At 64.2% G+C, this 26282-nt stretch carries 25 protein-coding genes and 3 tRNA genes; 22 read left to right on the top strand and 6 right to left on the bottom strand.

What is annotated here, in order from left to right:
- Positions 1–238 precede the first annotated feature (238 nt).
- Positions 239–313: transfer RNA gene (locus tag LQE90_RS01675), tRNA-Ile, on the bottom strand.
- A gap of 204 nt (positions 314–517) precedes the next feature.
- Here LQE90_RS01675 and LQE90_RS01670 point away from each other — a divergent pair.
- A tRNA-Val gene (locus LQE90_RS01670) sits at positions 518–592 on the top strand.
- A gap of 41 nt (positions 593–633) precedes the next feature.
- On the opposite strand, the gene LQE90_RS01665 is transcribed toward LQE90_RS01670, so the two are convergent.
- On the bottom strand, positions 634–1146 hold the full coding sequence (locus LQE90_RS01665) for a DUF6125 family protein (protein ID WP_114565856.1): 513 nt from the start codon (positions 1144–1146) through the stop codon (positions 634–636).
- Positions 1147–1343: 197 nt separating this feature from the next.
- Between LQE90_RS01665 and trpS the strand changes: the two genes are divergently transcribed.
- Complete coding sequence (gene trpS, locus LQE90_RS01660) at positions 1344–2390, top strand: tryptophan--tRNA ligase (protein WP_216528616.1); 1047 nt, start codon at positions 1344–1346, stop codon at positions 2388–2390.
- A gap of 134 nt (positions 2391–2524) precedes the next feature.
- A tRNA-Asn gene (locus LQE90_RS01655) sits at positions 2525–2599 on the top strand.
- Positions 2600–2696: 97 nt separating this feature from the next.
- On the opposite strand, the gene LQE90_RS01650 is transcribed toward LQE90_RS01655, so the two are convergent.
- Positions 2697–3071 (bottom strand): MerR family transcriptional regulator, encoded by a 375-nt coding sequence (locus LQE90_RS01650; protein ID WP_216528615.1) that lies wholly within the window; start codon positions 3069–3071, stop codon positions 2697–2699.
- Between the two features lie 129 nt (positions 3072–3200).
- A complete protein-coding gene (locus tag LQE90_RS01645) occupies positions 3201–3353 on the bottom strand; it encodes a hypothetical protein (RefSeq protein WP_181792503.1) in 153 nt (50 codons plus the stop codon).
- A gap of 173 nt (positions 3354–3526) precedes the next feature.
- Here LQE90_RS01645 and LQE90_RS01640 point away from each other — a divergent pair, with 173 nt between their 5' ends.
- From LQE90_RS01640 to LQE90_RS01560, 17 genes are all read left to right on the top strand, one after another.
- Entirely contained in the window at positions 3527–5611 is a 2085-nt protein-coding gene (locus LQE90_RS01640) for an ABC-F family ATP-binding cassette domain-containing protein (protein WP_216528614.1), read from the top strand.
- Positions 5608–6078 (top strand): tRNA (cytidine(34)-2'-O)-methyltransferase, encoded by a 471-nt coding sequence (locus LQE90_RS01635; protein ID WP_216528613.1) that lies wholly within the window; start codon positions 5608–5610, stop codon positions 6076–6078. Before LQE90_RS01640 ends, LQE90_RS01635 begins: the two co-directional genes overlap by 4 nt.
- A 154-nt stretch (positions 6079–6232) precedes the next feature.
- On the top strand, positions 6233–7315 hold the full coding sequence (serC, locus tag LQE90_RS01630) for a 3-phosphoserine/phosphohydroxythreonine transaminase (RefSeq protein ID WP_114565852.1): 1083 nt from the start codon (positions 6233–6235) through the stop codon (positions 7313–7315).
- A gap of 621 nt (positions 7316–7936) precedes the next feature.
- Positions 7937–8614 (top strand): site-2 protease family protein, encoded by a 678-nt coding sequence (locus LQE90_RS01625; protein ID WP_114565850.1) that lies wholly within the window; start codon positions 7937–7939, stop codon positions 8612–8614.
- 12 nt (positions 8615–8626) lie between these two features.
- The gene (locus LQE90_RS01620) at positions 8627–9418 is read left to right on the top strand and encodes a segregation and condensation protein A (RefSeq protein ID WP_123191428.1); all 792 of its coding nucleotides are present in this window, start codon (positions 8627–8629) and stop codon (positions 9416–9418) included.
- Between the two features lies 1 nt (position 9419).
- Entirely contained in the window at positions 9420–10241 is an 822-nt protein-coding gene (gene scpB / locus LQE90_RS01615) for an SMC-Scp complex subunit ScpB (protein ID WP_216528612.1), read from the top strand.
- A 93-nt stretch (positions 10242–10334) separates the two neighbouring features.
- A complete protein-coding gene (locus LQE90_RS01610) occupies positions 10335–11153 on the top strand; it encodes a pseudouridine synthase (RefSeq protein WP_216528695.1) in 819 nt (272 codons plus the stop codon).
- Between the two features lie 113 nt (positions 11154–11266).
- Entirely contained in the window at positions 11267–12442 is a 1176-nt protein-coding gene (locus LQE90_RS01605; RefSeq protein ID WP_114565847.1) for a prephenate dehydrogenase, read from the top strand.
- Positions 12432–13760, top strand: a complete 1329-nt coding sequence (aroA, locus tag LQE90_RS01600) for a 3-phosphoshikimate 1-carboxyvinyltransferase (RefSeq protein ID WP_216528611.1) — start codon at positions 12432–12434, stop codon at positions 13758–13760. Before LQE90_RS01605 ends, aroA begins: the two co-directional genes overlap by 11 nt.
- Positions 13757–14455 (top strand): (d)CMP kinase, encoded by a 699-nt coding sequence (gene cmk / locus LQE90_RS01595; RefSeq protein WP_216528610.1) that lies wholly within the window; start codon positions 13757–13759, stop codon positions 14453–14455. Before aroA ends, cmk begins: the two co-directional genes overlap by 4 nt.
- Positions 14452–15339, top strand: a complete 888-nt coding sequence (locus LQE90_RS01590) for a lysophospholipid acyltransferase family protein (protein WP_114565844.1) — start codon at positions 14452–14454, stop codon at positions 15337–15339. The genes cmk and LQE90_RS01590 overlap by 4 nt, the downstream gene beginning before the upstream one ends.
- Positions 15336–16172: a 4-hydroxy-3-methylbut-2-enyl diphosphate reductase gene (ispH, locus tag LQE90_RS01585; RefSeq protein WP_216528609.1), complete on the top strand. Its 837-nt coding sequence runs from the start codon at positions 15336–15338 to the stop codon at positions 16170–16172. Before LQE90_RS01590 ends, ispH begins: the two co-directional genes overlap by 4 nt.
- A 173-nt stretch (positions 16173–16345) precedes the next feature.
- A complete protein-coding gene (locus LQE90_RS01580) occupies positions 16346–17683 on the top strand; it encodes a DUF512 domain-containing protein (protein ID WP_253288089.1) in 1338 nt (445 codons plus the stop codon).
- Positions 17684–17707: 24 nt separating this feature from the next.
- The gene (gene der, locus LQE90_RS01575) at positions 17708–19021 is read left to right on the top strand and encodes a ribosome biogenesis GTPase Der (protein ID WP_114565842.1); all 1314 of its coding nucleotides are present in this window, start codon (positions 17708–17710) and stop codon (positions 19019–19021) included.
- A 7-nt stretch (positions 19022–19028) separates the two neighbouring features.
- Positions 19029–19688, top strand: coding sequence for a glycerol-3-phosphate 1-O-acyltransferase PlsY (gene plsY, locus LQE90_RS01570; protein WP_216528608.1), 660 nt, complete (start codon positions 19029–19031; stop codon positions 19686–19688).
- An 86-nt stretch (positions 19689–19774) separates the two neighbouring features.
- A complete protein-coding gene (locus tag LQE90_RS01565; protein ID WP_114565840.1) occupies positions 19775–20776 on the top strand; it encodes an NAD(P)H-dependent glycerol-3-phosphate dehydrogenase in 1002 nt (333 codons plus the stop codon).
- A gap of 374 nt (positions 20777–21150) precedes the next feature.
- On the top strand, positions 21151–21606 hold the full coding sequence (locus LQE90_RS01560; protein ID WP_216528607.1) for a DUF3887 domain-containing protein: 456 nt from the start codon (positions 21151–21153) through the stop codon (positions 21604–21606).
- Here LQE90_RS01560 and LQE90_RS01555 read toward each other — a convergent pair.
- Together LQE90_RS01555 and LQE90_RS01550 are read right to left on the bottom strand one after the other, a co-directional pair.
- Positions 21596–23632, bottom strand: a complete 2037-nt coding sequence (locus tag LQE90_RS01555) for an NAD(P)H-hydrate epimerase (protein WP_216528606.1) — start codon at positions 23630–23632, stop codon at positions 21596–21598. The genes LQE90_RS01560 and LQE90_RS01555 overlap by 11 nt on opposite strands.
- Positions 23629–24105, bottom strand: coding sequence for a methylated-DNA--[protein]-cysteine S-methyltransferase (locus LQE90_RS01550; RefSeq protein WP_114565837.1), 477 nt, complete (start codon positions 24103–24105; stop codon positions 23629–23631). The genes LQE90_RS01555 and LQE90_RS01550 overlap by 4 nt, the downstream gene beginning before the upstream one ends.
- A gap of 211 nt (positions 24106–24316) precedes the next feature.
- Here LQE90_RS01550 and rpe point away from each other — a divergent pair, with 211 nt between their 5' ends.
- Both rpe and LQE90_RS01540 read left to right on the top strand, forming a co-directional pair.
- Entirely contained in the window at positions 24317–25021 is a 705-nt protein-coding gene (rpe, locus tag LQE90_RS01545; RefSeq protein WP_114565836.1) for a ribulose-phosphate 3-epimerase, read from the top strand.
- A 4-nt stretch (positions 25022–25025) separates the two neighbouring features.
- Entirely contained in the window at positions 25026–26231 is a 1206-nt protein-coding gene (locus LQE90_RS01540) for a cysteine desulfurase family protein (protein WP_216528605.1), read from the top strand.
- The last annotated feature ends 51 nt before the right edge of the window (positions 26232–26282 follow it).

Below are 26282 nucleotides of genomic sequence, written 5' to 3'. Positions count from 1 at the left end.
CCGTCCTTATTGTAGGGTCGCTCGACTGCTCTGTTCCATACCGCAGGAAGTATGGTTTCGGGTGCGCACCTCCCTCGGAAGGTGGTAGAGGCATGCGTGCAGCGCCGCGTTTGCGGGCTGCTTCGGACGTCGCGCTGGGAAGGGGGAGCGGGTGGGCGTGCGGCAGCCTCTGGATGGGCGGCTTCATGCGGGCATGGAAAAGGCTGCACCGAAACCGATGCAGCCTTTGCGTGTTTGCTGGTGGGCCCAGCAGGGCTCGAACCTGCAACCAAGGGATTATGAGTCCCCTGCTCCACCATTGAGCTATAGGCCCGTAAAGCGTCCCGCTATTCTATCCCAAAATGCTCGCTTGTGCAAAGAGGGAAACGGGTAGTTTGCGCAAGCCGCTTAGAATCCTTGCCGCGAATCCTCGCAAACCTGTCGGCAACGCTATTCTCAAAAAATTGAAAATAGGGGCTTGCGCGCGCCTAAAACTACCGGTACAATATTTCAGCGTTGCGAACGAAGCAACAAGTACGGTCGCTTGGCTCAGCGGGAGAGCATCGCCTTCACACGGCGGGGGTCACAGGTTCAAATCCTGTAGCGACCACCATGAATTCAAAAGCCTTCCTTCGGGAAGGCTTTTTCGCTGTCCTAGGCGTTCAACGTGAATTTCCAAGCGCAGTTGCAGGTGCTGTCCGCAATGTCGGGGAAGCAGCTCAGGCATTCGCAAACGATGCGGTCGTCGATAGCGGTTGCGAACACCGCATACTCCACTACTCCCACGTTCTTGCACGGATGGAACCCCATGCCCTTTCGCTCGCGGGCGTTCTGCACGCGGCAATCGACGATGCGGTACGTCAGTTCGTTGCCGTTCACGGTTATCTCGTCGACGTTCGCGGCCGACTGGCAGCGCAGTGAAAGCGCCTTCGCCAGCCCTTCGATGCCCGGATGCTCGTCCAGTCCGAGAAATGCCTTGATGCGGCGGCCCTCCGAAACGCTGAACCGTCGCCATGCTTCCACGTCATGGTGCATGGCTGCGTCCATGCCGTCGTCCTTCTCGATCGATTGGAACCACGTTCCGTCGAGCGCGATCAGGTTCTTCGCGTATATCTCGAGCAGTTCGAGCAGCTCTTCTTTCGTCAGGTTTTTCAGCGCGTCGTTCATGAATCCTCCTCAGGGTGCGATACGGTTCACGATTATAGCGCGCGGCAAAGCGGCCCGATGTGCCGTGCGCACCCCAAAACGGCTATACTGTTGCGATGCGCGTGCGATTCAAGGCTTGGCCGTCAACGCATGCGCGGCGCCCGGCTTGGCTCGCGGCGCCGAACGGTCCGACACAACGATTTCGCGATAGGAACATCATGAGCACCGATAGCTTTGAAGCCAGCAAGAAGCGCAGCGACGAGATCCGCGCAGATCTGCCCGTCCATCCCGAGAACTACACCATGCTCACCGGCGACCGTCCGACCGGCCGCTTGCACCTGGGCCATTACTTCGGCACCATTCGCGAGCGCGTGGCTCTGCAGAACCTGGGCGTGACGACGCGCGTCATCATCGCCGACTATCAGGTGATCACCGACCGCGACACCACCGAGCATATTCGCGACAACGTGTACAACATGGTGATCGACTACCTGGCATGCGGCCTCGACCCGGCGAAGACCATGATCTTCACGCACTCGGCCGTTCCCGCGCTCAACCAGCTGATGCTTCCGTTCCTCTCGCTCGTGACCGAAGCCGAGCTGCAGCGCAACCCCACGGTGAAGTCCGAAATGGAGGCTTCCGGCCACGCGCTCACCGGCCTTCTGCTTACGTATCCCGTGCATCAGGCGTGCGACATCCTGTTCTGCAAGGGCAACATCGTGCCGGTGGGCAAGGACCAGCTGCCGCACATCGAGCAGACGCGCTTGATCGCCCGCCGTTTCAATGAACGGTTCGGTCAGGTGTTCCCCGAGCCCGAGGGCGTGCTCAACGACGCCGTGGAGATTCCCGGCCTTGACGGGCGCAAGATGTCGAAGAGCTACGGCAACGCCATCAGCCTGTCGCTTACCGACGAAGAGACGGCGAAGCTCATCAAGAAGTCCAAGACCGACGCCGACCGCGTTATCACGTACGACAAGGAGAATCGCCCCGGCGTGTCCGCGCTGCTGACGACGGCCGCGCTTTGCACGGGCCGCACCGAGCTCGAGATTGCCGCCGAAATCGGCGACGGGGGATCGGGAGCGCTCAAGAAGTACGTGACCGAAAGCGTGAACGGCTTCTTGGCTCCCATTCGCGAACGCCGTCAAGAGCTCATGCAGGACATGGACTACATCAAGGACGTCTTGCACGACGGGAACCGTCAGGCGAACGAAATTGCCGAGGCCACGCTTGCGCAAGTGTGCGAAACGATGGGCATGGTGTACTAACGCACCAGGTAGATTGCTGGAACCGGCGCTGCGGAGAACAATTTTCGGGCACGTGCCCAAATTTTGAAAAAACGGTCTTGCGCAAAGTTTTGGTTCCGGTATAATACTTACTCGCGCAACGGAGCGCTCCTCATTCCTCGGTAGCTCAACGGCAGAGCATCCGGCTGTTAACCGGAGGGTTGTAGGTTCGAATCCTACCCGGGGAGCCATGAAACGCCAGACCGCCAGTCAAACGACTGGCGGTCTTTTTTGATGTGATGCGGACGGCGCTTGTCCAGGGTCCTTCCCGATCTTTGCAGCGCGATCTCAGCGCAGCTTCTTCTCGGCTTGCACGATAGTCTGCTCGTAGTGTTCTATCTTGTAGTCAAGGCGGTCGAGGCCTGCCTGCATTTCGGCGATGCGCTTCCGCACCAGGTCTCGCTGCTCTTCGAGCAGCGCCTTGCGCGCCGCAATCGTGTCGTCGCCTTGCTCGAACAGGCGCATGTACTCGATGAGCGCTTCAATAGACACGCCCGCTTTGCGCATGCACTTGACGAACTGCACCCGCGCGCAATCCTGGTCGCTGTAGTCCCGCATGCCGCTTGCGTTGCGCGTTATGCTGGAAAGCAGCCCGATGCGCTCGTAGTAGCGCAACGTGTCGGCTGAAAGGTCGTATAGCTTGCTTACTTCGGCTATCTTCATGAGGGATCCTTTCGTCTTGCGGCTTGCATGCGCATGCCGTCTTGCATTGAAGCACGTGGAGTGCGCTCCAAGTCAAGTTTTTAGGCAAGGGATCCTGACGTTTGGGCCTGGTCGGCTCTTCGCTCGAGGTTATTCGTAGAACGTGCGGGCGATGAACGTGACCACGATGATGAAGGCTGCGGCGAAAAGCGAGCCGATCGTGGCGGTTTCGGCCCGACGGAGAATGAGCGACTTCTCGTCGGCATGGATGTCCGACACGCGCGTGTTGGGGTTCATGGTCATGGCGATCGTCCTCCTTGTCGACGTGGTTTCGTTCGGCTTCAGTATAGGCGTTGGCTCGCTATCCAGGAAGCGCATCGCCGTAAACGGCATCTTCGGTTATCATAGACGGTTGGCGTCCGCGATGAGCGCGCGCCGTTTTTTGCCAGCACGAGAACCGAAGGCGCGTTCGCATTATGATCATGCAGCTTGAGCACATATCGAAATCGTTCGGGGGGCGTCAGCTTTTCCATGACGTGACGTTTCGCTTGGAGGAATACGAGCGCTTGGCGCTTGTCGGCCCGAACGGGGCGGGCAAGACCACGCTTTTGAACATCGTCTCCGGTCAGGAGGACGCCGACGAGGGGCGCGTTTTGTTTGCGAAGGGTGCGCGCGTCGGCTACCTGGAGCAGGAGGCCATCGAGATGGAGGATCGCTCCATTTTCGAAGAGGTCATGTCCTCGCAGGTGGAAGTGCTCGAAGCGGAGCGCCGGCTGCACAAGCTGGAGGCCGAGCTGGGCGACAATCCGACCGATCAGCAGCTGGCGGCCGCCGGGCGCGCCCGCGATGCCTACGAGGTGCTGGGCGGCTACACCATCGAGGCGAAAGTGCGCAGCGTGCTTTTCGGCCTGGGCTTCAAAGAGGCGGATCTTGCTCGCTCCACCACCGAGTTCTCCGGCGGTTGGCAGATGCGCATCGCGTTGGCGAAGCTGCTCATCCGCAACCCCGAGGTGCTGCTGCTCGACGAGCCCACCAACCACCTTGACCTGGAGAGCGTCAAGTGGCTAGAGGGTTTTCTGCGCGGCTACGCCGGGACCGTCGTCGTGGTCAGCCACGACCGCGCGTTCATGGACAACATGGTCGATCGCGTTGCCGAAGTGGACAACGGGCAGGTGAACATCTACAAGGGCAACTACTCCGCCTACCTCAAGTCGCGCGAAGAGCGGCTCGAGCGCCTGCGCGCCGAGGCGGCGAAGCAGGCCGAGGAGATCGCCCACATGGAGGCGTTCATCGAGAAGTTCCGCTACAAGCCCACCAAGGCCAAGCAGGTGCAGGATCGCGTCAAGAAGCTTGAGAAGATCAAGCGCATCGAACTTCCCGAAGAGAAGAAGACCGTCAAGTTCAACTTCAAGCAGCCGCCGCGCACGGGCGACGAGGTGGTGCGCGCTCGCGGCCTCGTGAAGCGCTACGGCAGCAAGACCGTTTACGACGGCTTCGACTTCACCATGTACCGGGGCGACAAGATTGCCCTGGTGGGACCCAACGGCGCGGGCAAGTCGACGTTGCTGAAGATGATCGCGGGGGCCACCAGTCCCGATACGGGCAGCATCGACTACGGCGTTCACGTTTCCAAAACCTATTACGCCCAGCACCAGCTTGACGAGCTGCATCCCGGCAACACGGTGTTCGAAGAGCTCGACCACGTGGCTCCGGGCTGGTCGATATCGCAGGTTCGCACGCTGCTCGGCGCGTTCCTGTTCACGGGCGACGCGGTGGATAAAAAGGTGAGCGTGCTGTCGGGTGGCGAGAAGAGCCGCCTGGCTTTGGCGAAGATGCTGGTGGCGCCGCGCCCGCTCCTCTGTCTGGACGAGCCGACGAACCACCTGGACATCGCCAGCGCCGACATCCTGGAGCAAGCTCTGAAAACCTTCGAGGGCACCATCTTGTTCATCACCCACGACCGGCACTTGATTCGGGGCGTGGCGAACCGCATCGTGGAGATCGAGCCGGGCAAGGTGACGAGCTACGACGGCGACTACGACTACTACCTGTTCAAGAGCGGTCAGTTGGACGGCCCGGCGCCAGAGGACCGTTCGCTGGTCGACGAGGTGATGGGCGAGGACGCGCCGCGAGGGAAGGGCGCTCAGAAGGGAAAGGGCGGCTCTCATGCGGCGTCCGGCGCCGAGCATCGGCCGGACAAGGCGGGTTCCGCGTCCGGTGTCGCGCAGACCGAGCTTACGGCGCCGCGCGCGAGCGCGCCGAAGTCCAAGGAGCAGAAGCGCCGCGAGGCGGAGGCGCGCAACCGCGCGTACGCCGCGCTCAAGAACCACCGCAAGCGCATAGCCGAGTTGGACAAGCAGATGGAGCGCGACAACGCGCGCATGGCCGAACTGCTCGAGCTCATGGCCGACCCGGGCTTCTACGTGAACGAGGACGCTTCCTCGGACGCCGTGGCCGAGCACGCCAAGCTCAAGCAGCGCCTTGCCGCCGCCGAGGAGGAGTGGTTCCTGCTCACCGAGGAGTTGGAAGAGGAAATGGCGAAACAGGCGGAGGCGCTGTGAGCGAGCAGCTGAACATCGTGCTCGTGGAGCCTGAGATCCCGCAGAACACCGGCAATATCGCCCGCACGTGCGCATGCGTGGGCGCGCGCCTGCACCTGGTGGAGCCGATGGGCTTTCGCTTGACGCAGAAGAACCTGTCGCGTGCCGGATGCGACTACTGGGACGAGGTGGACATCGTGCGCTGGCCGTGCGCCGATGCGTTTTTCGAGGCGCACGGAAACGACGAGCTGCATCTGTTCACGGGACAGGCGCGCCGCAGCTTCGCCGAGGCTTCGTACGGCGAGGGCGCCTTTCTCGTGTTCGGTCGCGAAAGCCGCGGGCTCGACCTGCGCTTCATCGAGGCTTACGCAAGCCGCTGCGTTCGGATCCCCATGCGCGAGGGGCTGCGCAGCTTGAACCTGAGCAACGCCGTAGCCGTGGCCTCCTACGAGGCCCTGCGCCAGCAAGGGTATCCGGGGCTGGGCTAGCTTGCCCTTTGGCATCGGGCCTGAAGCGCCCGAAGCGTATTCGCCCCTGCCGTCCGGGAGTCTATTCGCCGCTTTAGCGGGATAAAGCGGCCTGTGCGCGCTGCGAGCGTGTATACTGGGCCGCATTGTCTGAAAGAACGTCAAGGAGGTCCCCATGGCTCGTGTGTACAATTTCTCGGCCGGTCCGGCGGTTCTGCCGGAGGAAGTGCTTGCCGAGGCGGCATCCGAAATGCTCGACTACCAGGGCAGCGGCATGTCCGTCATGGAGATGAGCCATCGTTCCAAGCCGTTCGCGTCCATCATCGAAACGGCCGAGCAGGATCTGCGCGACCTCATGGGCATCCCCGACAACTACCGCGTGCTGTTCCTGCAGGGCGGCGCGTCCACGCAGTTCGCCATGATTCCCATGAACCTGATGCGCAACAAGGTCGCCGACTACGTGGTAAGCGGCTCTTGGTCGAAGAAGGCATGGAAGGAAGCGAAGCTCTACGGCGACGCGCGCTGCATCGCCAACAGCGATGACGAGAACTTCAGCTACGTGCCCGACGTGAAGAAGCTCGAGATCTCCGAAGACGCCGACTACGTCTACATCTGCCAGAACGAGACCATCTACGGCACCGTGTACCACGAGCTGCCCGACACGCAGGGAAAGCCGCTTGTGGCCGACGTGTCCTCGTGCTTCCTGTCCGAGCCCGTCAACGTGTCCGATTACGGCTTGATCTACGGCGGCGTGCAGAAGAACGTCGGCCCGGCCGGTGTGACCATCGTCATCATCCGTGAAGACCTGATCAGCGACGACGTGTTCCCCGGAACGCCCACCATGCTGCGCTACGACACGCACGCTGACGCGAAGAGCCTGTACAACACGCCGCCGTGCTACGGCATCTATATGTGCGGGAAGGTGTTCAAGTGGCTGAAGGCCCAGGGCGGCCTGGAGGCCATGAAGGAGCGCAACGTGGAGAAGGCGCAGCTCCTTTACGATTACCTGGATCAGAGCGCGCTCTTCAGCGGCACGGCGCGCAAGGAGGACCGTTCCATCATGAACGTGCCGTTCGTGACCGGTAACGACGAGCTGGACGCCAAGTTTGTGGCCGAAGCCAAGAAGGCCGGCATCGAGAGCATCAAGGGCCACCGCAGCGTCGGCGGCATGCGCGCGAGCATCTACAACGCCATGCCTCGCGAGGGCGTGGAGGCGCTCGTCGCCTTCATGAAGCAGTTCGAAGCCGACAACGCGTAGTCTCTTGCGCATTGCTCGATGAACCCGAAGGGGCCGCGGTTGAGTCGCGGCCCCTTTTTCGCGTGCAGGATTGGCCTGCACGCGGTGCAGGTTGACAGCGGACGTACGCTTTTTGGCAGAGATTGGGAGGTTTGTGGCTCCTGAACGCGAGAGATTCCATTTATAGCGAACAAGTGATCGTATAATGCCTGGTCGCAGATTTCATCTTCCCTTTTCGTGCGCGACGTCACGAGCCAAAAGCCGCAAACCTCGGAATCTCTGCCATTTTCGAGCCCTTCGCGGGCAGGTTGCGGTAGCGCCTCGGGTTTTTTGGCGCATGGACTCTCCAGGAAAACTGTCGCATCCCCTTGTGGCAGCGAACAGGCTGCCGAATGCAGGTTTCGGCAGCGCCTTGTCGGCAAAAGGCATGGTCGCGTTTTGGGATGAGGCCGATCGGCGGCTTCGCGCGCTCGCGAAAGTGTCGCAGGCCCCGATTCGCGCCCAAAAAAATCCTCGCTCGACCCCTTTCGACGCTCTTCGAGATTCCTCGAGATTCCACGAGATTCCTCGTCGCTGCGAGTTTATGAAGTTTTCCCTCTTGGGGCGGGCGGGCCGAGTGCTTGCGGTAGACTGATCAGCATTATGTCTATATCGCTGCCTTACCTTATATGTTCCATCTTGAGCTTCGTGCCCGCCATCGTTTGCCACGAAGCGTGCCACGGTTTTGCCGCCTACAAGTTGGGCGATCCTACCGCCAAGCGAGCCGGACGGCTTTCGTTCAACCCGCTCAAGCACGTGGATCCTTTCGGCACGGTCATCATGCCGCTCATGCTCATGGCCATGAACATGCCGGTGTTCGGCTACGCGAAGCCGGTGCCGTACAACCCGGCGTACTTCAAAGATCCTCGCAAGGGCGACCTCATCGTGGGCTTGGCTGGCCCTGCTGCAAACTTGGCGCTGGCTGTTCTGGGCGCGGCGGTGTACGCGGTTATCCTGTTCGTCCTGCCGGTTGCCCAGCTGGCTCAAAGCATGGTGTTCTACTACTTCTTCACCTTGTTCTTGCCCATGTTCTCGCTGATCAACCTGTATCTTATGTTCTTCAACTTGCTGCCCATTCCGCCGCTGGACGGATCGTCCATCTTCGCGTTCCTGCTTCCGGCCAAGTATTTGCCGCGGTACTACAAGGTGCAGCAGTACGCGTTCCCCATCTTCATGATCGCCGTTATCCTGGTGCCGTACATTCTGCATTTCAATCCCATCGGCATCTATCTGGACGCGACGGCTGGAAACGTGTTCAACCTGCTGTATCCGTTCAGGTAGGCGGGGCCGCGCATGGCGTACAAGGTTCGCATAGACAGCTTCGAGGGGCCGTTCGACTTGCTGCTGCATTTGGTCAGCCGCCAGAAAGTGGACATCGGAGCCATCTCCATCACCCAGATCGCCGACCAGTATCTGGCCGAAGTGTCCCGGATGGACAACCTTGACCTGGACGTTGCGAGCGACTTTCTTCTGGTGGCGTCTACGCTTTTGGAAATCAAAGCCGAAAGCCTGCTGCCGCGCGAGCGCGATGCGGTGCAAGAGGAGCTGGAGGAGCTTGCGCCCAGCGAGGCTCGCGACATTCTGGTCGAGCGGCTTTTGGCGTACAAGCAGTACAAGAACGCCGCGAGCGCGCTGCACATGCGGTTCGTGGCGGAAGGCCGCATGCATGCGCGTCCCTTCGGTCCCGACGCGTGCTTCTTGAACCTCATGCCCGACTACCTGAAGGACGTCACGCTCGACGGGCTGGCGCTTTTGGCGGCGCGCGCGCTTGCTCGGCGCGACGTGTTTCTGCTGGAATCGGAGCATATTGCAGCAAAGCCCATTCCCGTCGAGGTGCACGTGCGCGCCATTCATCAGCGCATCCGCAACAAGAAGGAGATCCGCTTTTCGGAGCTGGTCAACGCGCAAACGCCCACGCCCGTGGTGGTGGTCACGTTCTTGGCGGTGCTCGAGCTGTACAAGCGCGCCATGGTGAAGATCGAGCAGGCCGAGCTGTTCGGCGACATCGACATCCGCTACATCGAAGGGTCCGGCGATCTTTCGCTGGAAGGCGAGGACGCCCTTACGTCGGTCGAGGAAGGTTGACATGTTCCAAGGTTTGCAGGAAGGTCAGATCAAAGGCGCTATCGAAGCCATGCTCTTCGTAACCGACGAGCCGGTGGGCACGCTTGCCCTGGCCGACATGCTGGAGGTTGCACCGGGCGAGGTCGAGCGTGCGCTCGTGGAGCTGCGCGATCAGCTGGAGCGGGAGGACCGCGGCATCCAGCTGCGCGAGGTCGCCGGCGGATGGCGTTTGTACACGCACCCCGCGTACCACGAGCTGATCGAGAGGTACGTGCTGTCATGGGATACCCGCAAGCTTTCCCAGGCTGCCATGGAAACGCTTTCCATTGTGGCGTACCTGCAGCCGGTAACGCGCAGCGGGGTTGCCAGCGTGCGCGGCGTCAACTCGGACAGCTCCATCAACTCGCTGGTGGAGAAGGGCTTGGTGCGCGAGGCGGGCGTGGCCGACGCGCCCGGGAACCCCACGCTGTACGCGACCACGCGCGCCTTCCTGGAGAAGTTCGGTCTGCGCTCGGTGGCCGACCTGCCCGATCTGGACCAGTTCGCGCCCGACGACGATACGCGCGCGTTCATTCGCGAGCGATTGTCCGCTACGCGCGACGACGTGCGCATCGCGCAAGCTGCGGAAGCGCCCGCGGGGGAGGGGCCGGACGAAGTCGACCCCTTGGCGGGCGTGCAGTTCGACCTCGACGACGAAGACGGCGTCATCGTGGCCGAGAGCCCGCGCGAGGAGGCTGCGTCGGACGCCGCCCAGCGCATGCTGGCCGAGGCTATGGCTTCCGGCTTCGGCCTGGTGGAGAAAATAGACTTTGACGAGCTGACGTTTGAAACCGATGACGAGTAAGCGGGTCCGCCGTTCTGTCGAACGGCGGAAGCCCTCGTCGACCCTGGAGGATCTGTGACCGAAGAAACCAACGAAGCACCCCGCGTCGTCCCCATGCGCTTGCAGAAGTTCCTTGCGCGAGCGGGGGCTGCAAGCCGCCGTGGATCTGAGAACCTTATGACGGCCGGTCGTGTGACGGTGAACGGCCAGGTGGTGACCGAGTTGGGCAGCAAGGTGGATCCGCTTGTGGACCAGGTTGCCGTGGACGGGGTGGCGGTTCGGCTGGCCGACGGCCCCGTGACCGTCATGTTGCACAAGCCGGCGGGATTCGTGACGACCATGTCCGATCCGCAGGGGCGTCCCACCGTGGCGCAGCTCGTCCCCGTCGATCGGTATCCGGGGCTGTTCCCCATCGGGCGGCTCGACGCCGACACCACGGGCTTGCTACTGTTCTCGACCGACGGCGACCTGGGCAACGGCCTGTTGCATCCCAAGCATCATGTGGCGAAGCGCTACCTGGCATGCGTCGAGGGCCGGCCCGCCGAACGCGACCTTGCGCGCTTGCGCCGCGGGGTGGAACTTGACGACGGGCTTACGGCCCCTGCCGACGCCCGCCTTGTGGAAGGTCCGGCGGCTCGCCGCGCCGAGCGCGTTCTCGAAGCGCCTCCGGCCGTGCCCGCCCGGGCGTCGCGCGAGTACGCCGTCGAGTGCAAGCAGCGCGCGGCGTGCCGCTCCATCGTTCGCGTGGTTCTTCGCGAGGGAAGAAAGCGCCAGGTGAAGCGTATGCTGGCTGCAATCGGCCATCCAGTGCTGGCACTTCATCGCGATTCGTTCGGCCCGCTTGAACTGGGCGACCTCGAACGCGGCTCGTGGCGGATGCTTTCGCCCGAAGAGGTTGCGGCTTTGAAGCGAGCCGTGGAGGACGGTTCGTAGCGACGCGCGGCGCGGGCGGCCGATCCTTCGGCCGATAATGCTAGAATACGCACGTCGGCATTGTCTGTCGGCGCACGTCAATATGTTTGCAACAGGGAGAGTGTTTCCGTTTCATGTCACATCAACAAGTTGACCATATCGCGGAGCCGGGGTTCGATCGCGTTGCGGTCGTGGGCTTCGGCCTGGTGGGCGCGTCCTTCGCCGCGGCGTTTCGCTCCGCGCACCCCGATGCGCGGGTGCTCGCGGTCGACGTCGACCAGCGCACGCTTGCGCAGGCCCTCGAGCGCGGCTGGGCGACCGAGGGCGCGCTTCCGGCCGATCCTGCGTTTCGGCGGTTCGTGGACGAAGGTTGCGACCTGGTGGTTCTGGCTACGCCGGTAGGAGCGGTCGAAGCCTACCTGAAAGACCTGGCTGCATGGGATTTTCAAGGCATCGTCACCGACACCGCGTCCACGAAGAGCCGTATCGTGGAGCTTGCCTGCGCGCATCTTGCCCATCCTGAAAACTACGTTCCCGGCCATCCTATGGCGGGTTCGGAGAAAAACGGCATCGAAGGAGCGCGGGCGGACCTGTTCAAGGGCGCTCACTGGATTCTGTGCCCCGATGCGAACACGCCCGCCGAGCACTTTCCGCGTCTGCACGAGCTGATCACCTCGCTGGGCGCGCGCGTTATCGTGCTGCCGCGCGAAGATCATGACGAGGCGGTTGCAGTGGTGAGCCATGTTCCGCATATCGTCGCCTCGTCGCTCATGCAGCTGGCGAGTCGTCATGCGGATGACCAGCAGGCCCTTATGCGGCTGGCCGCGGGCGGGTTCAAGGACTCGACGCGCATCGCTGCCGGCTCGCCGGAGCTGTGGTGCGGCATCGCGTTCGACAACAAGGACGCGCTCGTCGACGGGCTGTCGGAGATGCAGGAGATCATCGCGTCGTTTTCCGGCGCGCTCGAATCGGGGAATCGCGCGCAGCTGACGGATCTTCTTGCCTCCGCAGCGGAAGCTCGCCGGGCCCTGCCCGTTGCCTGGGTGCCTTCGACCGAGCGTTTGCTCGAGGTTCGCATTCCCATGGAGAACCGCACGGGCGTGGTGGCCGAGGTGACCACCGTCACCAGCTCGGTCGGTTGCAACATCCAGTCCATCGAGATAGACCACGTCACCGAGGACAGCGCCGTGCTCAGCTTGGTGCTGACCGACGAAGGCGACGTCGGCCAGCTGTCTGCGCAGCTCATCAACGCGGGTTTTTCGGTTTCGTTCAGTCCTCTGGCGGCAAAGGAGCATATACATGTCGATTGAATCAGCAGCGACCATCATCGAGCCTCTGCGCGCGCCGTTGCGGGGCAAGGCCACCGTGCCGGGCGACAAGTCCATCTCGCATCGAGCGGTGCTGTTCGCGGCTATGGCCGAGGGCGTCTCGAAGCTGACCGGCGTTCTTGATTCCGAGGACGTGCGCTCGTCCATGGCGGCGGTGCGCCAGCTGGGCGCGCGGGTAGAGCTTGAGCTGCAGCCCGACAAAAGCCTGGCTGGCGTGGTGGAGGGCTGGGGAGCGAAGGGGCCGTCCCAACCCGAGGGTCCCATCGATTGCGGGAACTCCGGCACCACGGCGCGCCTGCTCATGGGCGTGCTCGCCCCGTGGGACGTGCGCGTGGAGCTGACCGGCGACGAGTCCCTGGTGAAGCGCCCCATGCGCCGCATCACCGCGCCGCTCATGAAGATGGGGGTTCGCTTTCAGCCCGAAGGCCGCGAAACGCTGCCGCTCGTCGTGTGCGGAACGCGCGGCCTGCATCCTCTTGTCTACGATGCCCCTATGGCGTCGGCCCAGCTGAAGACCGCAGTGCTGCTTGCCGGCGTGTACGCGCGCGGCACCACCACCGTGAACGAACCCGCGCCTTCGCGCAACCACACCGAGCTCATGCTCCCGGAGTTCGGCGTAGACACCACGGCTGCGGATCGAACGGCCAGCGTCACGGGGCCCGCCGCGCTCAAGGCTTGCGAAGTGCAGGTTCCGGGCGATCCTTCGTCCGCTGCGTTCCTCGCGTGCGCCGCGGCGCTCAAGCCCGGCAGCTCCGTGCAGATCGAGAACGTCAGCCTGAACCCGGCGCGCATCGGCTTCACCCGCACGCTCGAGCGCATGGGCGCGTGCGTGAACCTGCGTCGCACGGGATCTGCGGGCAAGGAGCCCTACGGGACCGTTTCCGTCGATTACACGCCGAACCTGCGAGGCTGCGAGGTTCCCGCCGACAAGATCGCGTCCATCGTCGACGAGATTCCCGTGCTGTCGCTCGTGGCGGCGCATGCGCGCGGCGTCACGGTGTTTCGCGAAGTGGGGGAGCTGCGCGTGAAGGAGACCGATCGCCTGGAGGCCGTGGTGGAAGGCCTGTCCTCTTTGGGCGTGGACACGTGGGTCGAAGGCAACGACCTGTTCATCGAGGGGCAGCCGGATCTGGTCGTGCCGGATGCGGCGTCCTTCGACTCGAAGGGCGACCATCGTCTGGCTATGACGTGGGCGCTCGTCGGCCTGACAGGCGGTTCGTCCGTGAGCGTGGCGAGCTTCGATTCCGTGAAGATCAGCTATCCTCAATTTCTGTCCGATATCGAAAGGTTGGCACGATGATCATCGCCATTGACGGCCCGAGCGGGGCCGGTAAATCTACTGTTGCGAAAGCTGTTGCGCGCGAACTGGGCTTTTCCTGCCTGGACACCGGTGCGATGTACCGAGCCGTTGCATGGCGCGCCCTGCAAGACGGCGTGGCGCTCGACGACTGCGACGCGCTGGGGAGCCTTGCGCGCACCTACGACATCGCGTTTGCTCACGAGGCGGGCGAGCCGGTTCCGCGCCGCGTCTCCATCGGCGGCGTCGACGTAACCGACGCCATCCGAACCGCCGAGATCGACCGCGCCGTGAGCCCTGTCTCCGCTGCGCCGACCGTCCGTGCGGCTTTGGTGAAGCAGCAGCAGCGCATCGGCCGTGCGGGCGACTACGTGGTGGAGGGGCGCGACATAGGCACCACGGTGTTCCCGGAGGCCCCGGTCAAGGTGTTCCTGACCGCTTCGGCTGAAGAGCGGGCCCATCGTCGGGTTCGTCAAAACGTCGACCGTGCCGTAGGCTCCATCGACTTCGACGAGGTGCTTGCCGACATTCGCCGACGCGACGAGCTGGACTCCTCGCGCGCCACGTCGCCGTTGCGGCCTGCAGACGATGCCGTGCATTTGGATTCGACCGGGCACTACATCGAAGACGTGATCGACGAGATCTGCGCGCTTGCCCGTCAGAGGGGCGCGAACGGCGGCGAAGGCGAGCGCGCATGAGCCTGATTCTGCCTTACGAGAAGATCTGGGATATGCCCTACGGCGGCGCTTCCGACGAGAAGCAGGCTCCGCGCCTGGTCGGCAACGTCATCTACGGGTTCTTGGCCTTCGTGTTCAAGATCTGCTTCCGCTACCGCGTGGACAACCGGCAAAGCCTGCGGGGCTTCGACGGCGAAAGCGGCGTGGTGGTGGTGGCGAACCATACGTCGTTTCTGGACGTGGTGTTCATGTACCTGTCTTCGCGCCCTTCCCAGTGGATACGCTTCTTGGGGCGCGAGAACCTGTTCGGCAACGCGCACGGCCTGGCGGGCCATATCCTGTCGCGCGTGGGCGCGTTTCCCATCAAGCGCGATTCTGCCGATAGAACGGCCATCAAGCGCGCGACCCGCATGCTGAAAAACGACGAGATCGTGGGCATTCTTCCCGAGGGAACGCGCCGGGGCAAAAGCGATCGCACGCCCGAGATCCATTCGGGGGCGGCGTTCATCGCGAAGATGGGTCATGCGCCCATCCTGCCCATGACCGTGCGCAACGCCGAGCATATCAAGGAGAAGGGGAAGTTCTTCCGCTTCCCCAAGGTGACCATCGAGTACGGGGATCCTTTGCTGGTGAGCGATTTCGACTTTCTTCCGAAAGAAGACCGCTTGGACGGCTGCACCTGGTACGCGATGCGCGAGTGCTTCGCGCTGTCGCTGAACGTGCCGGCCGATCAGGTGGACATGCTGGCGCTGTTCCCGGAGGGCCGCGATTTCACGGCGGCGTTCGCCGAGCATCGCGTGGCGCGGCACACGACCGAGGAGCTGGTGGCCGCTATCAGGGAGAAGAAGGCCGCCAAGGAACGCCGCGCTTCCAAGGAAGCACCTGCGGAAGGAGCATGCGCATGAGGGTGGTGAAGGCCAAGCACGCGGGCGCCTGCTACGGCGTGCAGCGGGCGCTCGACATGGCGCTCGAGGCGGCCGAGCGCACCGAGGGCGCCTCTACGCTCGGGCCGCTCATCCACAATCCGCAGGTGGTGGGCGAACTGGCCGATCGCGGCATACGCGCGGTCGAGAGCGCTGACGCGGTGGATCACGGGTCGGTCATCATCCGCAGCCACGGCGTGACGCCGGGCGTGCGCCGCAGCGTGGAGGAGCGCGGGCTGCCCATCATCGACGCTACGTGCCCGCATGTGGCGCGCGCTCAAAAGGCGGCTGCGGAGCTCGCGCGGCAGTGCGGGCGCGTGGTGGTGGTGGGCGAGGCGGGGCATCCCGAGGTGGAAGGGCTGGTTGCCTGTGCGCGCGAGGCGGGCGGCCAGGTGGCCGTGGTCACCGAGCCCGCCGATCTGCCGGATGGCCTTCCGGCTCCCGTCGGCATCGTCGTGCAGACCACGCAGACGCGCGAGTCGCTTGACGCCGTGGTGGACGCGCTTGTTGCGCGCGGCATCGAACCGCAGGTCAAGAACACTATCTGCTTCGCCACGCGTCAGCGGCAGGAAGCAGCCGCAGCGCTTGCGGACGAGGTGGACGCCATCGTGGTGATCGGCGGGCGCAACTCGTCGAACACGACGCGCCTGGCCGAGATCTGCGCGGCCGCGTGCCCGCGCACGCATCACGTGGAAGCGCCCGACGAGCTGGATCCCGCCTGGTTCGAGGGCTGCGAGAGCGTGGGCGTCACCGCGGGGGCGAGCACGCCCGAGGCTCAGATAGCCGCCGTCGTCGAGCGCCTGGAGGCTTGGTAGGCGGGCATCGCGTATACTCTTGCTCGAAGAAAGCGAACGGAAGGCGGCAGGTGAGCACGTACCCATCGAAGGACATCGCGCGCGAGGCGGAAAGCTCCGCTTCGTCCGCTGCGCGCGGGTTCAGCGCTGCGGCGTCGCACGGGTGTCGCCGGAAGGGCGATCCTCCGCGCGCCCTGGTGGCGGCCGTCGCGCCCGAAAGCCCGGCCGACGACGCGGGGTTCGAGCCGGGCTGCTACGTGACCTCTGTGAACGGCGCTCCTGTGCGCGACGTGATCGACTGGCGCTGGCTCACGTCCGACGACGTCATCGAGCTGGGCTACGTCGACCTCGACGGCGAGGCGGGCGAGGTGGAGCTCGAACGCGAACCGGGGGAGGACTGGGGCTTCGAGTTCGACGGCGTGGTGTTCGACGGCGTCAAGCAATGCCGCAACGCCTGCACGTTCTGCTTCATGCGCCAGCTTCCCGACGACATGCGCTCGTCGCTCACGCTGCGCGACGACGACTTCCGCCTGAGCTTCCTGGCGGGCACGTTCGTCACCTTCACGAACCTTTCGCCCGAAGACGAGGCGCGCATCGTGGAGCAGCATATCTCGCCGCTGCGCCTGTCCTTGCACGTGGCCGATCCTCAGGTGCGCCGCCGTATGATCGGCAAGCATGCGCAGCATGGCATCGACGTGCTCGAGCGCCTGCTCGCGGCCGGCATCGAGTTCCATGCGCAGATCGTGCTCGTGCCCGATCAGAACGACGGGGCCGTGCTGAAGGACACGCTTTCCTGGGCGTACGAGCGCCCGGGCATCCTGGACGTCTGCATCGTGCCGCTCGGGTTCACCAAGCATCAGACGTGCTTCGACCGCAGCTTCAACGACCCGGTGTCGTCGCGCGCGGTCATGGACCTGGTCGTGCCGTTCCAGGCGCGTGCGCTCGCCGAACGCGGAACCATGTGGGCGTTCGCCGCCGACGAGTTCTACCACAACGCGTACGGCTCCGAGCTGCTGCAGAACCTTCCTCCGTCGCAGCACTACGGCGATTTCGGCATGTTCGAGGACGGCGTGGGCATCATCCGGTCGTTCGTGGACGACTGGGAGCAGGCCGAGCGCGACGGGACGGTGGCTCGTGCTGCGGACGCGCTCGGGCAGGCCGGCCTGCGCGTGCGCTACGTCGCCGGTTTCGCAACCCGCCAGTTCCTCGGGCCGCTGGCTGCGCGCAGCGCCGTCGCGCCCTGGTTCGAGCCCCTGTTCGTGAAGAACGACTTCTTCGGGGGCAACGTGGACGTCACGGGCCTGCTGTGCGGGTGCGACATCGCTTCTGCGATCCGGGCGTGCGACGACGGCGATCTGTTCGTGGTTCCAAGCGTCGTGTTCAACGACGACGGGGTGACCCTCGATGACATGACTTTGGAGGATATGGGAAAGCGCGCGGGTGCGCCGCTTGCCGTGGTATCCTGTAACGCGTCGGGTTTTCTTTCCGAGATCATCGACCTTGTCGGGCAGAACGCGCCGACTTCAAGCTAACGAATCAATCTGAAAGGTTGCACCATGCCTTTGCCAATCGTGGCGGTGGTGGGACGGCCGAACGTCGGCAAGTCCACCTTCGTCAACCGCATAGCCCAGGCCAACGAGGCCATCGTACATGAAATGCGCGGCGTCACGCGCGACCGATCCTATCACGAAGCCGACTGGAACGGGTGCGACTTCAAGCTGATCGACACCGGCGGCATCGAGATGGGCGACGACGACGCCTTCCAGGGGTCCATTCGCTCCCAGGCCTTCGCCGGCGCGAACGAAGCCGACGTCATCGTGTTCTTGGTCGACGGCAAGACCGGCATCAACGCCGACGACGAAGAGGTGGCTCGCGTTCTGCGCAGAACCTCCAAGCCGGTGTTTCTGGCCGTGAACAAGATGGACACGCCCGGCAGCGAAGACGAGCTGTGGGAGTTCTACCAGCTGGGAGTGGGAGACCCGTGGCCCGTTTCGGCCACGCACGGCCACGGTACCGGCGATTTGCTGGACGCCATCGTGGAAGAGCTGCGCAAGGTCGAGGTGCCGGACGTCGAGGATGATCCGGGCATCAACGTGGCCATCATCGGGCGCCCCAACGCGGGCAAGAGCTCGCTGACGAACCGGATGACCAAGGGGGACCGATCCATCGTCTCCGACGTGGCGGGAACCACGCGCGACGCCATCGACACGCTGGTCGAGCACGAGGGCAAGCACTACACCATCGTGGACACGGCGGGCTTGCGCCGCAAGAGCCAGATCGACGAGGACGTGGAGTACTACGGGTTCGTGCGCGCCATGCGCGCTATCGATCGCGCCCAGGTGGCGCTTCTGGTCATCGACTCCACGCTGGGCTTGACTGACCAGGACCAGCGCGTCGCCGGATTCGCGGCGGATCGCGGTTGCGCCATGATCATCGTCCTGAACAAGTGGGACCTCGTCGAGGGCCCCGAGGCCAAGGCCGAGATCCGCGAGCGCATAGCCGACCGCCTGGGATTCGTGGGCTACGCTCCCGTCATCGCCATTTCCGCGCTTACGGGCAAGAAGGTCGACCGCATCTGGGACGCCATCGATTCCGCGTTCGAGAACTACAGCCAGACCATCCCCACGAACAAGCTCAACACCTGGCTTACGGGCATTCGCGAAACGGGCCATACGGTGAGCAACGGCAAGGCGGTGCTGCGCATGAAGTACGTGACGCAGACGTCTACCTGCCCGCCGCGCTTCACGTTCTTCGCGAACCGTCCGGACCTCGTGAACGACAACTACGAGCGGTTCCTCGAGAACCGCTTGCGCGAAAGCTTCGACCTGACGGGCACGCCGGTCGGTTTCAAATTCAAGAAGAAGGATTAAGCATACGATGCAGGATTTGCTGGTTGCAGGAGCGCTGTTCGTTGCGGCGTTTCTTCTGGGTTCCATTCCCTTCGGGCTGATCATCTCGAAGGTGTTCTACCATACCGACATCCGCGAGCACGGCAGCGGCAACATCGGGACCACGAACGCCATCCGCACGATGGGCAAGGTGGGCGGCTATTCGGTGTTCGTGCTGGATTTCGGCAAGGGCCTTTTGTCGGGTGTGCTGGCCTGGGCGTTCTCGTGGTACCTGCTGCCGGGCGGCGGCTTGGAGCCTGGTTCGCTCGTGTCGTACGACACCATGCTGACCGTGGCGTTCCTGGGTTGCGTGTGGGGGCATATCTTCAGCCCCTGGCTCAAGTTCAAGGGCGGCAAGGGCATCGCGGTGGCCGTGGGCTGCCTGTTCGTCGTGTTCGGCTGGGTGGGCGCATGGCTCGAGCTTGCCATCTTCATCGTGCTGGTGGTTGCCACGAAGTACGTGTCGGTCGGCTCGATCGCGGCGGCGGTGGCCTGCCCGTTCTTCTCCCTGTACTACTTCTGGGGCGATTGGGCCGCGGTCGCTTTGTGCACGATAGCCGGATTGACCGTGGTGTGGGCGCATCGCGAGAACATCGTGCGTCTGCGCGCGGGGACGGAAAGCCGCATCGGCGACAAGAAGAAGGCGTAAGGCTCCGCTGTTCCGTCGAGCAGCGGAACATGCCGACGCCTCTTGCTGGCTTTACGAACGACAGGAAAGCTCGAAGGGAGTCCTACGTGAAAATCGCGGTTATCGGGGCGGGGTCGTGGGGGACGGCGCTGGCGCAGGTTCTTGCCGAAAACGGCCACAACGTGGGCTTGTGGGCAAGAAAGCCCGAAGTGGTGCAGGCGATCAACGCCGAGCACCGCAATCCTCGCTACTTGAGCGACGTGGAGTTGTCCGAGAACATCGTGGCCACTGTGTCGTACCAAGACGCGCTGCTGCGCGCGAAAGCCGCGGTCATCGTAACGCCGTCGAACCTCATGCGCGGCGTGGCGCGTGCGCTCGCCGACGTGGTCGATGCCGACTTCCCCGTTATCATCTGCTCGAAAGGCGTGGAGGAGGGAAGCGGCCTGCTTCCCGTCGAGGTGTTCGAAGCCGAGATGGGAAACGCCGGTCGCCTGGCCGTTCTTTCGGGTCCGAACCATGCCGAAGAGGTTATCAAGGGCATTCCCTCCGGCACGGTCATCGCCAGCTCCGACGAGCATACCGCCTCGTTTTTCCAGGAGCTGTTCGCGGCGGAGAGTTTCCGCACGTACGTGAGCGACGACGTGTGCGGCGTGGAGCTGTGCGCTGCGTTCAAGAACGTCATCGCCATCGCGGTGGGCGTGTCCTACGGGCTGGGTTACGGCGACAACACCGCCGCCATGCTCATGACGCGCGGCCTGGCGGAGATGAGCCGCTTGACCGTGCGCTGCGGCGGGCAGGCCATCACGTGCATGGGGCTGGCGGGCACGGGCGACCTGATCGCCACGTGCACGTCCGAGCATTCGCGCAACCGCCGTTTCGGTAAGCTGCTGGCCGAAGGGTCCACGCTCGACGACTTCACCGCGCAGACGCACATGGTGGCCGAGGGCGCTCTGGCGTGCAAGACCCTCAAGACGCTCGGCGACGCGTACCGGGTGGAGCTGCCCATCACCGACGTGGTGCGCAGCATCGTGTGGGAAGGGGCCGACCCCCACGACGTGGCCCATACGCTTACGAACCGGCCTTTGACCACGGAATTCTACGGGTTGTAGCGCGCTGTAGTTTCGGTCGCATGATCAAAACTACAGTTGATTAACGAAGCGATGACCAAGGGTTCACCGAACGTCCAAGTTCGTTGCGCCCTTCTGGCATCGAAGGTAGTCTTTGCTGTGCGCCTTCGCGCAAGGCTTTGACAACCGATTCGAGACCCGCCGCTTCGTCACTCGCGTGAACCTCATCTCTCTCAACTTCGCGACGGGTCGCAGGACATGCGCACCTTCCCCTTCTCCTTGGTGCGCATTGCGCAGCCCCTCTTCGATTCCCCCGGTTGAAGAGGGGCTTTTTCATGCGCGCCGGGCTTTGGGAGGGCTTTCGGTATAATGGTCGAACGCTACATGCGAATCGAGCAGGGAAGGACGTGGCTGGTATGAGTGCATCGAGGCAGGGGCGGGGACGGCTTGCCGTCGCGTTGACGCTTGCAGCGGCGCTGCTTGCGTGCGTGCTGCTTACGGCATGTTCGCAGCCTGACGCGCAGGTCGAGAAGGGCCTGCCGTCATGGGCGACCGAGGAGGGCGTGACCGTCTGGGCCCATGAAGTGGTCGACGAGTTCAATGCGCGCGACTACGAGGCGCTTGCCGCGCGCTATCAGGACGCGGGCGTGACGGCCGAGCAGCTCTCCCAGAACCTGAGCGCGGCGCAAGACGAGTACGGCGCGTTCGTCGAGTACGGCGACAAGACGTTTTTGCATGGCGAAAGCAAGGGTCGCTCGTATGCAACCGTTATCGAGCAGGCGTCCTACGAGAACGGCTCCGCCGAGTTCCGCATCAGCTTCTTCGAGGACGGATCGCTGGCCGGTTTCTACTTCCTGAAAGCTAAAGAGTAGGGGGCGCAGGTTTCGGCTCTGCATCAAAGAGCCGAAGCTTCTCCAGGTAAGGACGCGTGTCCACAAGCTTCGCAAGGGCGACGATACCGGTCCATCGCCGGGCTCCGGGCGCGATGAGTCCTGGCTTGTAAGCCAACATGGTCACGGTCATGTCGGCGGCGAAGCAGGGGGCGGCCGCGGCTCCCGTTTGGGCCGATAGGCCGCTTGGGGCGTCGATCGACACGGCGAAGGGCGCTCCTTTGGCCTTCGTGGGAAGGCTGTAGGGCAGCCGGGCGTGGTCGCCCTGCTCGTAGACGCGCTTGCGATGCCGTCCGCGACCCCGTTCGCGCGGTCCCTCGAAGCGCTTGCGGTTGGCCGCCTTGATCCACGTCGCGTACGGCTCGCGCACTTCGGCTCCCGCGAACCCGGTTCCCAGAAGCGCGTCCACGACGACGTCCGCCCGCTCGATCGCATCGGTCAGGATGTCGGCATCGGGCGCGATGAGCACGTTAAGGGGAAGGCCCTGCTTGGCAGCCTGCGAGAACACGCTCATGGCAACCGTTCGCGCAGGTTCGGCATGCAGACGCTCTGCCAGGTCGGGCGCTATCAACGTCACGGGGTACCCGGCTTCCGCAAGCGCTTGCGCCGCAACCCATCCGTCGCCGCCGTTGTTGCCCGATCCCGCCAAGACCGCAACGGGAACCGGATCGGGCGCCCAATCGCGCACCGCTTCCGCCACGGCGATCCCCGCTTGCTCCATGAGCGCGGAAAGGGGCGTGCCGTCTTCGGCTATCATCTGCTCGAGCCGCGCCACGTCGGCCACGTTCAGCGCGCGCCGCCGCTCGCGCTCGATCTCAACGCCCTGCTCGGTCATGACGCGCGTGTTGCTCATCAATCCGTTGAGCATGACGAAGGGGGTGCCTGCGCGCACGGCGTGCCTTGCCCTCATGACAAGCGAGATCGCCCATGCCAGCATGAGCGCGGCCCAGGCGCCCGTGAAGTACCCGCGCTGTGCGGCAACGAATCTGCCGACCGCTCCAGCCTCTCCGCCTTGCGACGCGCCCGCACCGATGACCAGCAGCAACGCGAACAGCGGGAGCGCTGCGAACAGGAACAGCAGGCCGTAGCGCGCTGCGTACTGATACCAGCGGGCAGGGGAGGCGTCGGGACGCACAACGCGCAGCCGCAAGAGCTTTTGAGCTGGCGTCTGGCCGTGGGCGAACACGGGGATCGCGCCGAACACCACCAGGCAGGCGCACGTCAGGATGGCCGCCGCAACGCCGTCGTCTGCGCCGGGCGCGGCGACGGCGGCAAGGACGCCCGTGCTGCGCAGCGCGAACATGCAAGCCGAGGTCGATGCGAGCGCCAGCGCGAAGTCCATCGCAAACGAAAGCGCGCGCCGCAGGGCTCCGGCGTGCAACCCGGCTTGGCGCGCCTCCTCGTTGACAAGACGGATATCGGGCAACGCGCGCATGAGCGGGGCGACCAGCCAAAACCCCGTCATAGCGCCCAGCGTGTTCGTGATCAGGTCGTCCACGTCGAACAGTCGGTACGGGTGCTCGTACAAACCCCAAAGGCCCGTGAGCTGCGAAAGCTCGAACGACAGCGTCACGGCGAAGCCGATGAGCAAGGTCTGCCACCACGTGCGGCGGAAATAGTAGCGCAGGTACATGCCAAGGGGCACCAGCAGCAACACGTTGAACAGCGCCTCGTAGATGTAAGGGCTGCGTATCGCGGCGATCCACGAGGCCGGGTCGGCGGGCGAGAACGCGGTATGCGCCAAGAACTGCCGCAGGAAGTTGAAGGGAGCCAGTTGGGGCGCGGCGGCGTAGGGGACCACGGCGGAGCGGTCGGCCGGCAGCGGGAGCAGTACAAGAACGTACGCGCACATCAAGTAGAAAACGAACGAGTACACGACAAGGGTCCTCAGCCAGGGAATCGAGCCGAATCGTCGGTACTGGTAGATAAGGTAAGGCAGCGTGATCAGGAAGGCGGCCAGCGGGAATGCGGTGGCCGCGAAGATGATGTTCGAAGCGTACGTGCTCACGTCAGGCGTTTCCGTTCCATGTCGAGCAGCGCCCTCTTGAGACGCGCGGATGCATCGGCGCCGACCGGGCGGCCGTCGCTTCCCACCACGCGGTGGTCGGGAACCAAGATGGCAAGCGGGTTCTTCTTGACCGCCGTCCCGACCGATCGGTAGGAGCCCGGCTTCCCCATGAGCGCGGCCACTTCGGCCGTCGTGCGCGATGCTCCGTAGGGGATGCGGGCAAGCTCGGACCATACGGCGCGCTGAAACGCGCTTCCCTCGGCGTCGATCGGGATGTCGAAGAAGGTGCGCTTTCCGGCGAAGTACTCCAAAAGCTCGTTGGCCGTGCGGGTGGCAAGCTGGCTGGGATGACGAACGCCGGGCAGGGCCACGTCGCCGAACGCCACGTGCGTGACGCCGCGGTCGCTCGTGCGTATGGTGATGGGTCCGTGCGGGGTGCGGTACGCGAAGTACATCCCGGTGCTTGAAGCCATCTTGCCTTCTTCCGGTCGGTTTCGCCTCATTATAATGCAGTCCCGCTCGGACGATCCTCGATGTTACGGTTCGGCAACCAAGGAATCGCGCAAGAGGTCGACGCAGCTTGCGGCTGCGTGTTGTTTTTCGCCTGCCGCGCGTCGGTTGCAAGCGTGCGCGCGTCGGTTGCGCTAGAATGACGGCAGCAAGCGACGAGGAAGGAACGCAGCCATGTTCGAACCGGTGAAGATCGCACCGTCCATCCTATCAGCCGATTTCATGAACTTGGGGCGCGATGTGGCGCTCTTGGAGAAAGCCGGTGCGGGATACGTGCACGTAGACGTCATGGACGGGCATTTCGTCCCGAACCTGACCATGGGAGTGCCCGTGCTCAAGCAGCTCAAGCGCGCGACCGAGCTGCCGTTGGACGTTCACCTCATGATCTCGAACCCGCTCGAGCAGCTGCCGTGGTTCCTCGACGCGGGCGCGGACATCGTGACCGTCCACGCCGAAGCGCTAGGGGCCGACGAGCTGTCGCGCGCCGTGGCAGCCATCCATGCGGGCGGCGCGAAGGCCGCGGTCAGCTTGAAGCCGAACACGCCCACCGGCGCGCTGGCGCCGGTTCTCGCCGATCTGGACATGGTCCTCATCATGAGCGTGGAGCCGGGCTTTTCAGGCCAAAGCTACATCGAAGGCAGCGAGAAGAAAGTCGAGCGCGTGGTGGAGATGGCGCGCGCGCTGGGCGTTTCCCCGCTTGTGCAGGTGGACGGCGGGATAGGCTTGAAAACGGCTCCGCTGGTGGCGGCGGCCGGCGCCGACGTCCTGGTGTGCGGCAACGCCGTGTGCGGGGCCGAGGACCCCGCGCAGGCCATCGCCGATATCACCGCCGTCGCCGAAGAGGCGCGCGCGGCCGCCCTTGCCGCGAAGGGGGCGTAGGTTCATGCGCTCGGTGCCCGAAGACTACGTGTACCTGGACTACGCGGCTACGGCGCCCCTGTGCGAAGAGGCTGCGGCGGCCATGGCACCCTACCAGGTTCCCGGACGCGCCAACCTTGCCGTGGGAGGCAACGCCAACTCGCTCCACGCCCCCGGACGCGCGGCGTTCAAAGCGCTCGAGGACGCGCGCAGGTCGCTCGCTGCCGATTTGGGCGCGCGCCGGCCTGACGAGATCGTGATCACCTCGGGCGCCACGGAAGCGGACAACGCCGCTCTCGTGGGGTTGGCGCATGCGGCCGCCGACGCGCGCAGGCGCGCGGGCAAGGGGTCGGCTGCGCTTCACGTGATCGTCACGGCAGTGGAGCACGACGCCGTGCTGGCTCCGGCGAAGCGCCTGGAGGCGGAGGGCTTTCGCGTTACCAAACTCGCGCCGAACCGCCAAGGGTTCATCGAGGTCGAGGCGCTTGAGCGCGCGCTCGACCAGGACACGGTGCTCGTTTCCGTGCAGGCGGCGAACAGCGAGGTGGGCAGCATCCAGCCGATAGCCGACCTTGCGCGCATCGCGCATGCAGCAGGCGCGCTCTTCCATACCGACGCCGTGCAGGCGCTGGGCAAGACGTTCGTGAACCTGGAGGCGTGGGGCGTCGACGCCGCTTCGTTTTCCGCGCACAAGGTGGGCGGCCCTAAGGGGATCGGCGCTTTGTACCTGAAAACCCGCACGCCGTTCGAACCCTACCAGACGGGCGGCGGACAGGAAAGCGGTCGGCGCAGCGGCACGCAGAACGTCGCCGCTGCGGCAGGGTTCGCCGCGGCCGTGCGCGCGGTGCAGCCCGAATGGCAGACCGAGGCGGCGCGCTTGCGGGCGCTGCGCGACAAGCTGTACGCTTGCCTTGGGACTCTGGAGGGCGTGTGCGCTACGGTTCAGGTCGAGCCGGGCGACGACGCGTTTCTGCCCAACATCGTGCACGTGCTGGTAGACGGACTTGAGAGCGAAACCCTCATCCTGCGCTTGGACATACAGGGCTTCGGCGTGTCGGGCGGCTCGGCGTGCTCGTCGCATTCCCTCGAGCCGAGCCACGTGCTGCGCTCTTTGGGAATCGACGCCGATCGCGCTCATGGCGCGCTGCGCGTGTCGATGGGCCGCTACACCACCGAAGCGGACGTCGACGCGTTCGTCGAAGCGATGCGCAAAAGCCTGGATTGGAACTGATACGACCCTCCGGGTTTTCGAACCCGATCGCATTAAGGAGCTTGTGAACAG

Source organism: Paraeggerthella hominis, assembly GCF_021044775.1.
Classification (GTDB): Bacteria; Actinomycetota; Coriobacteriia; order Coriobacteriales; family Eggerthellaceae; genus Paraeggerthella; species Paraeggerthella hominis.
The sequence above is the reverse complement of the archived record's forward strand: the minus strand, read 5'-3'. Positions and strand labels throughout refer to the sequence as shown.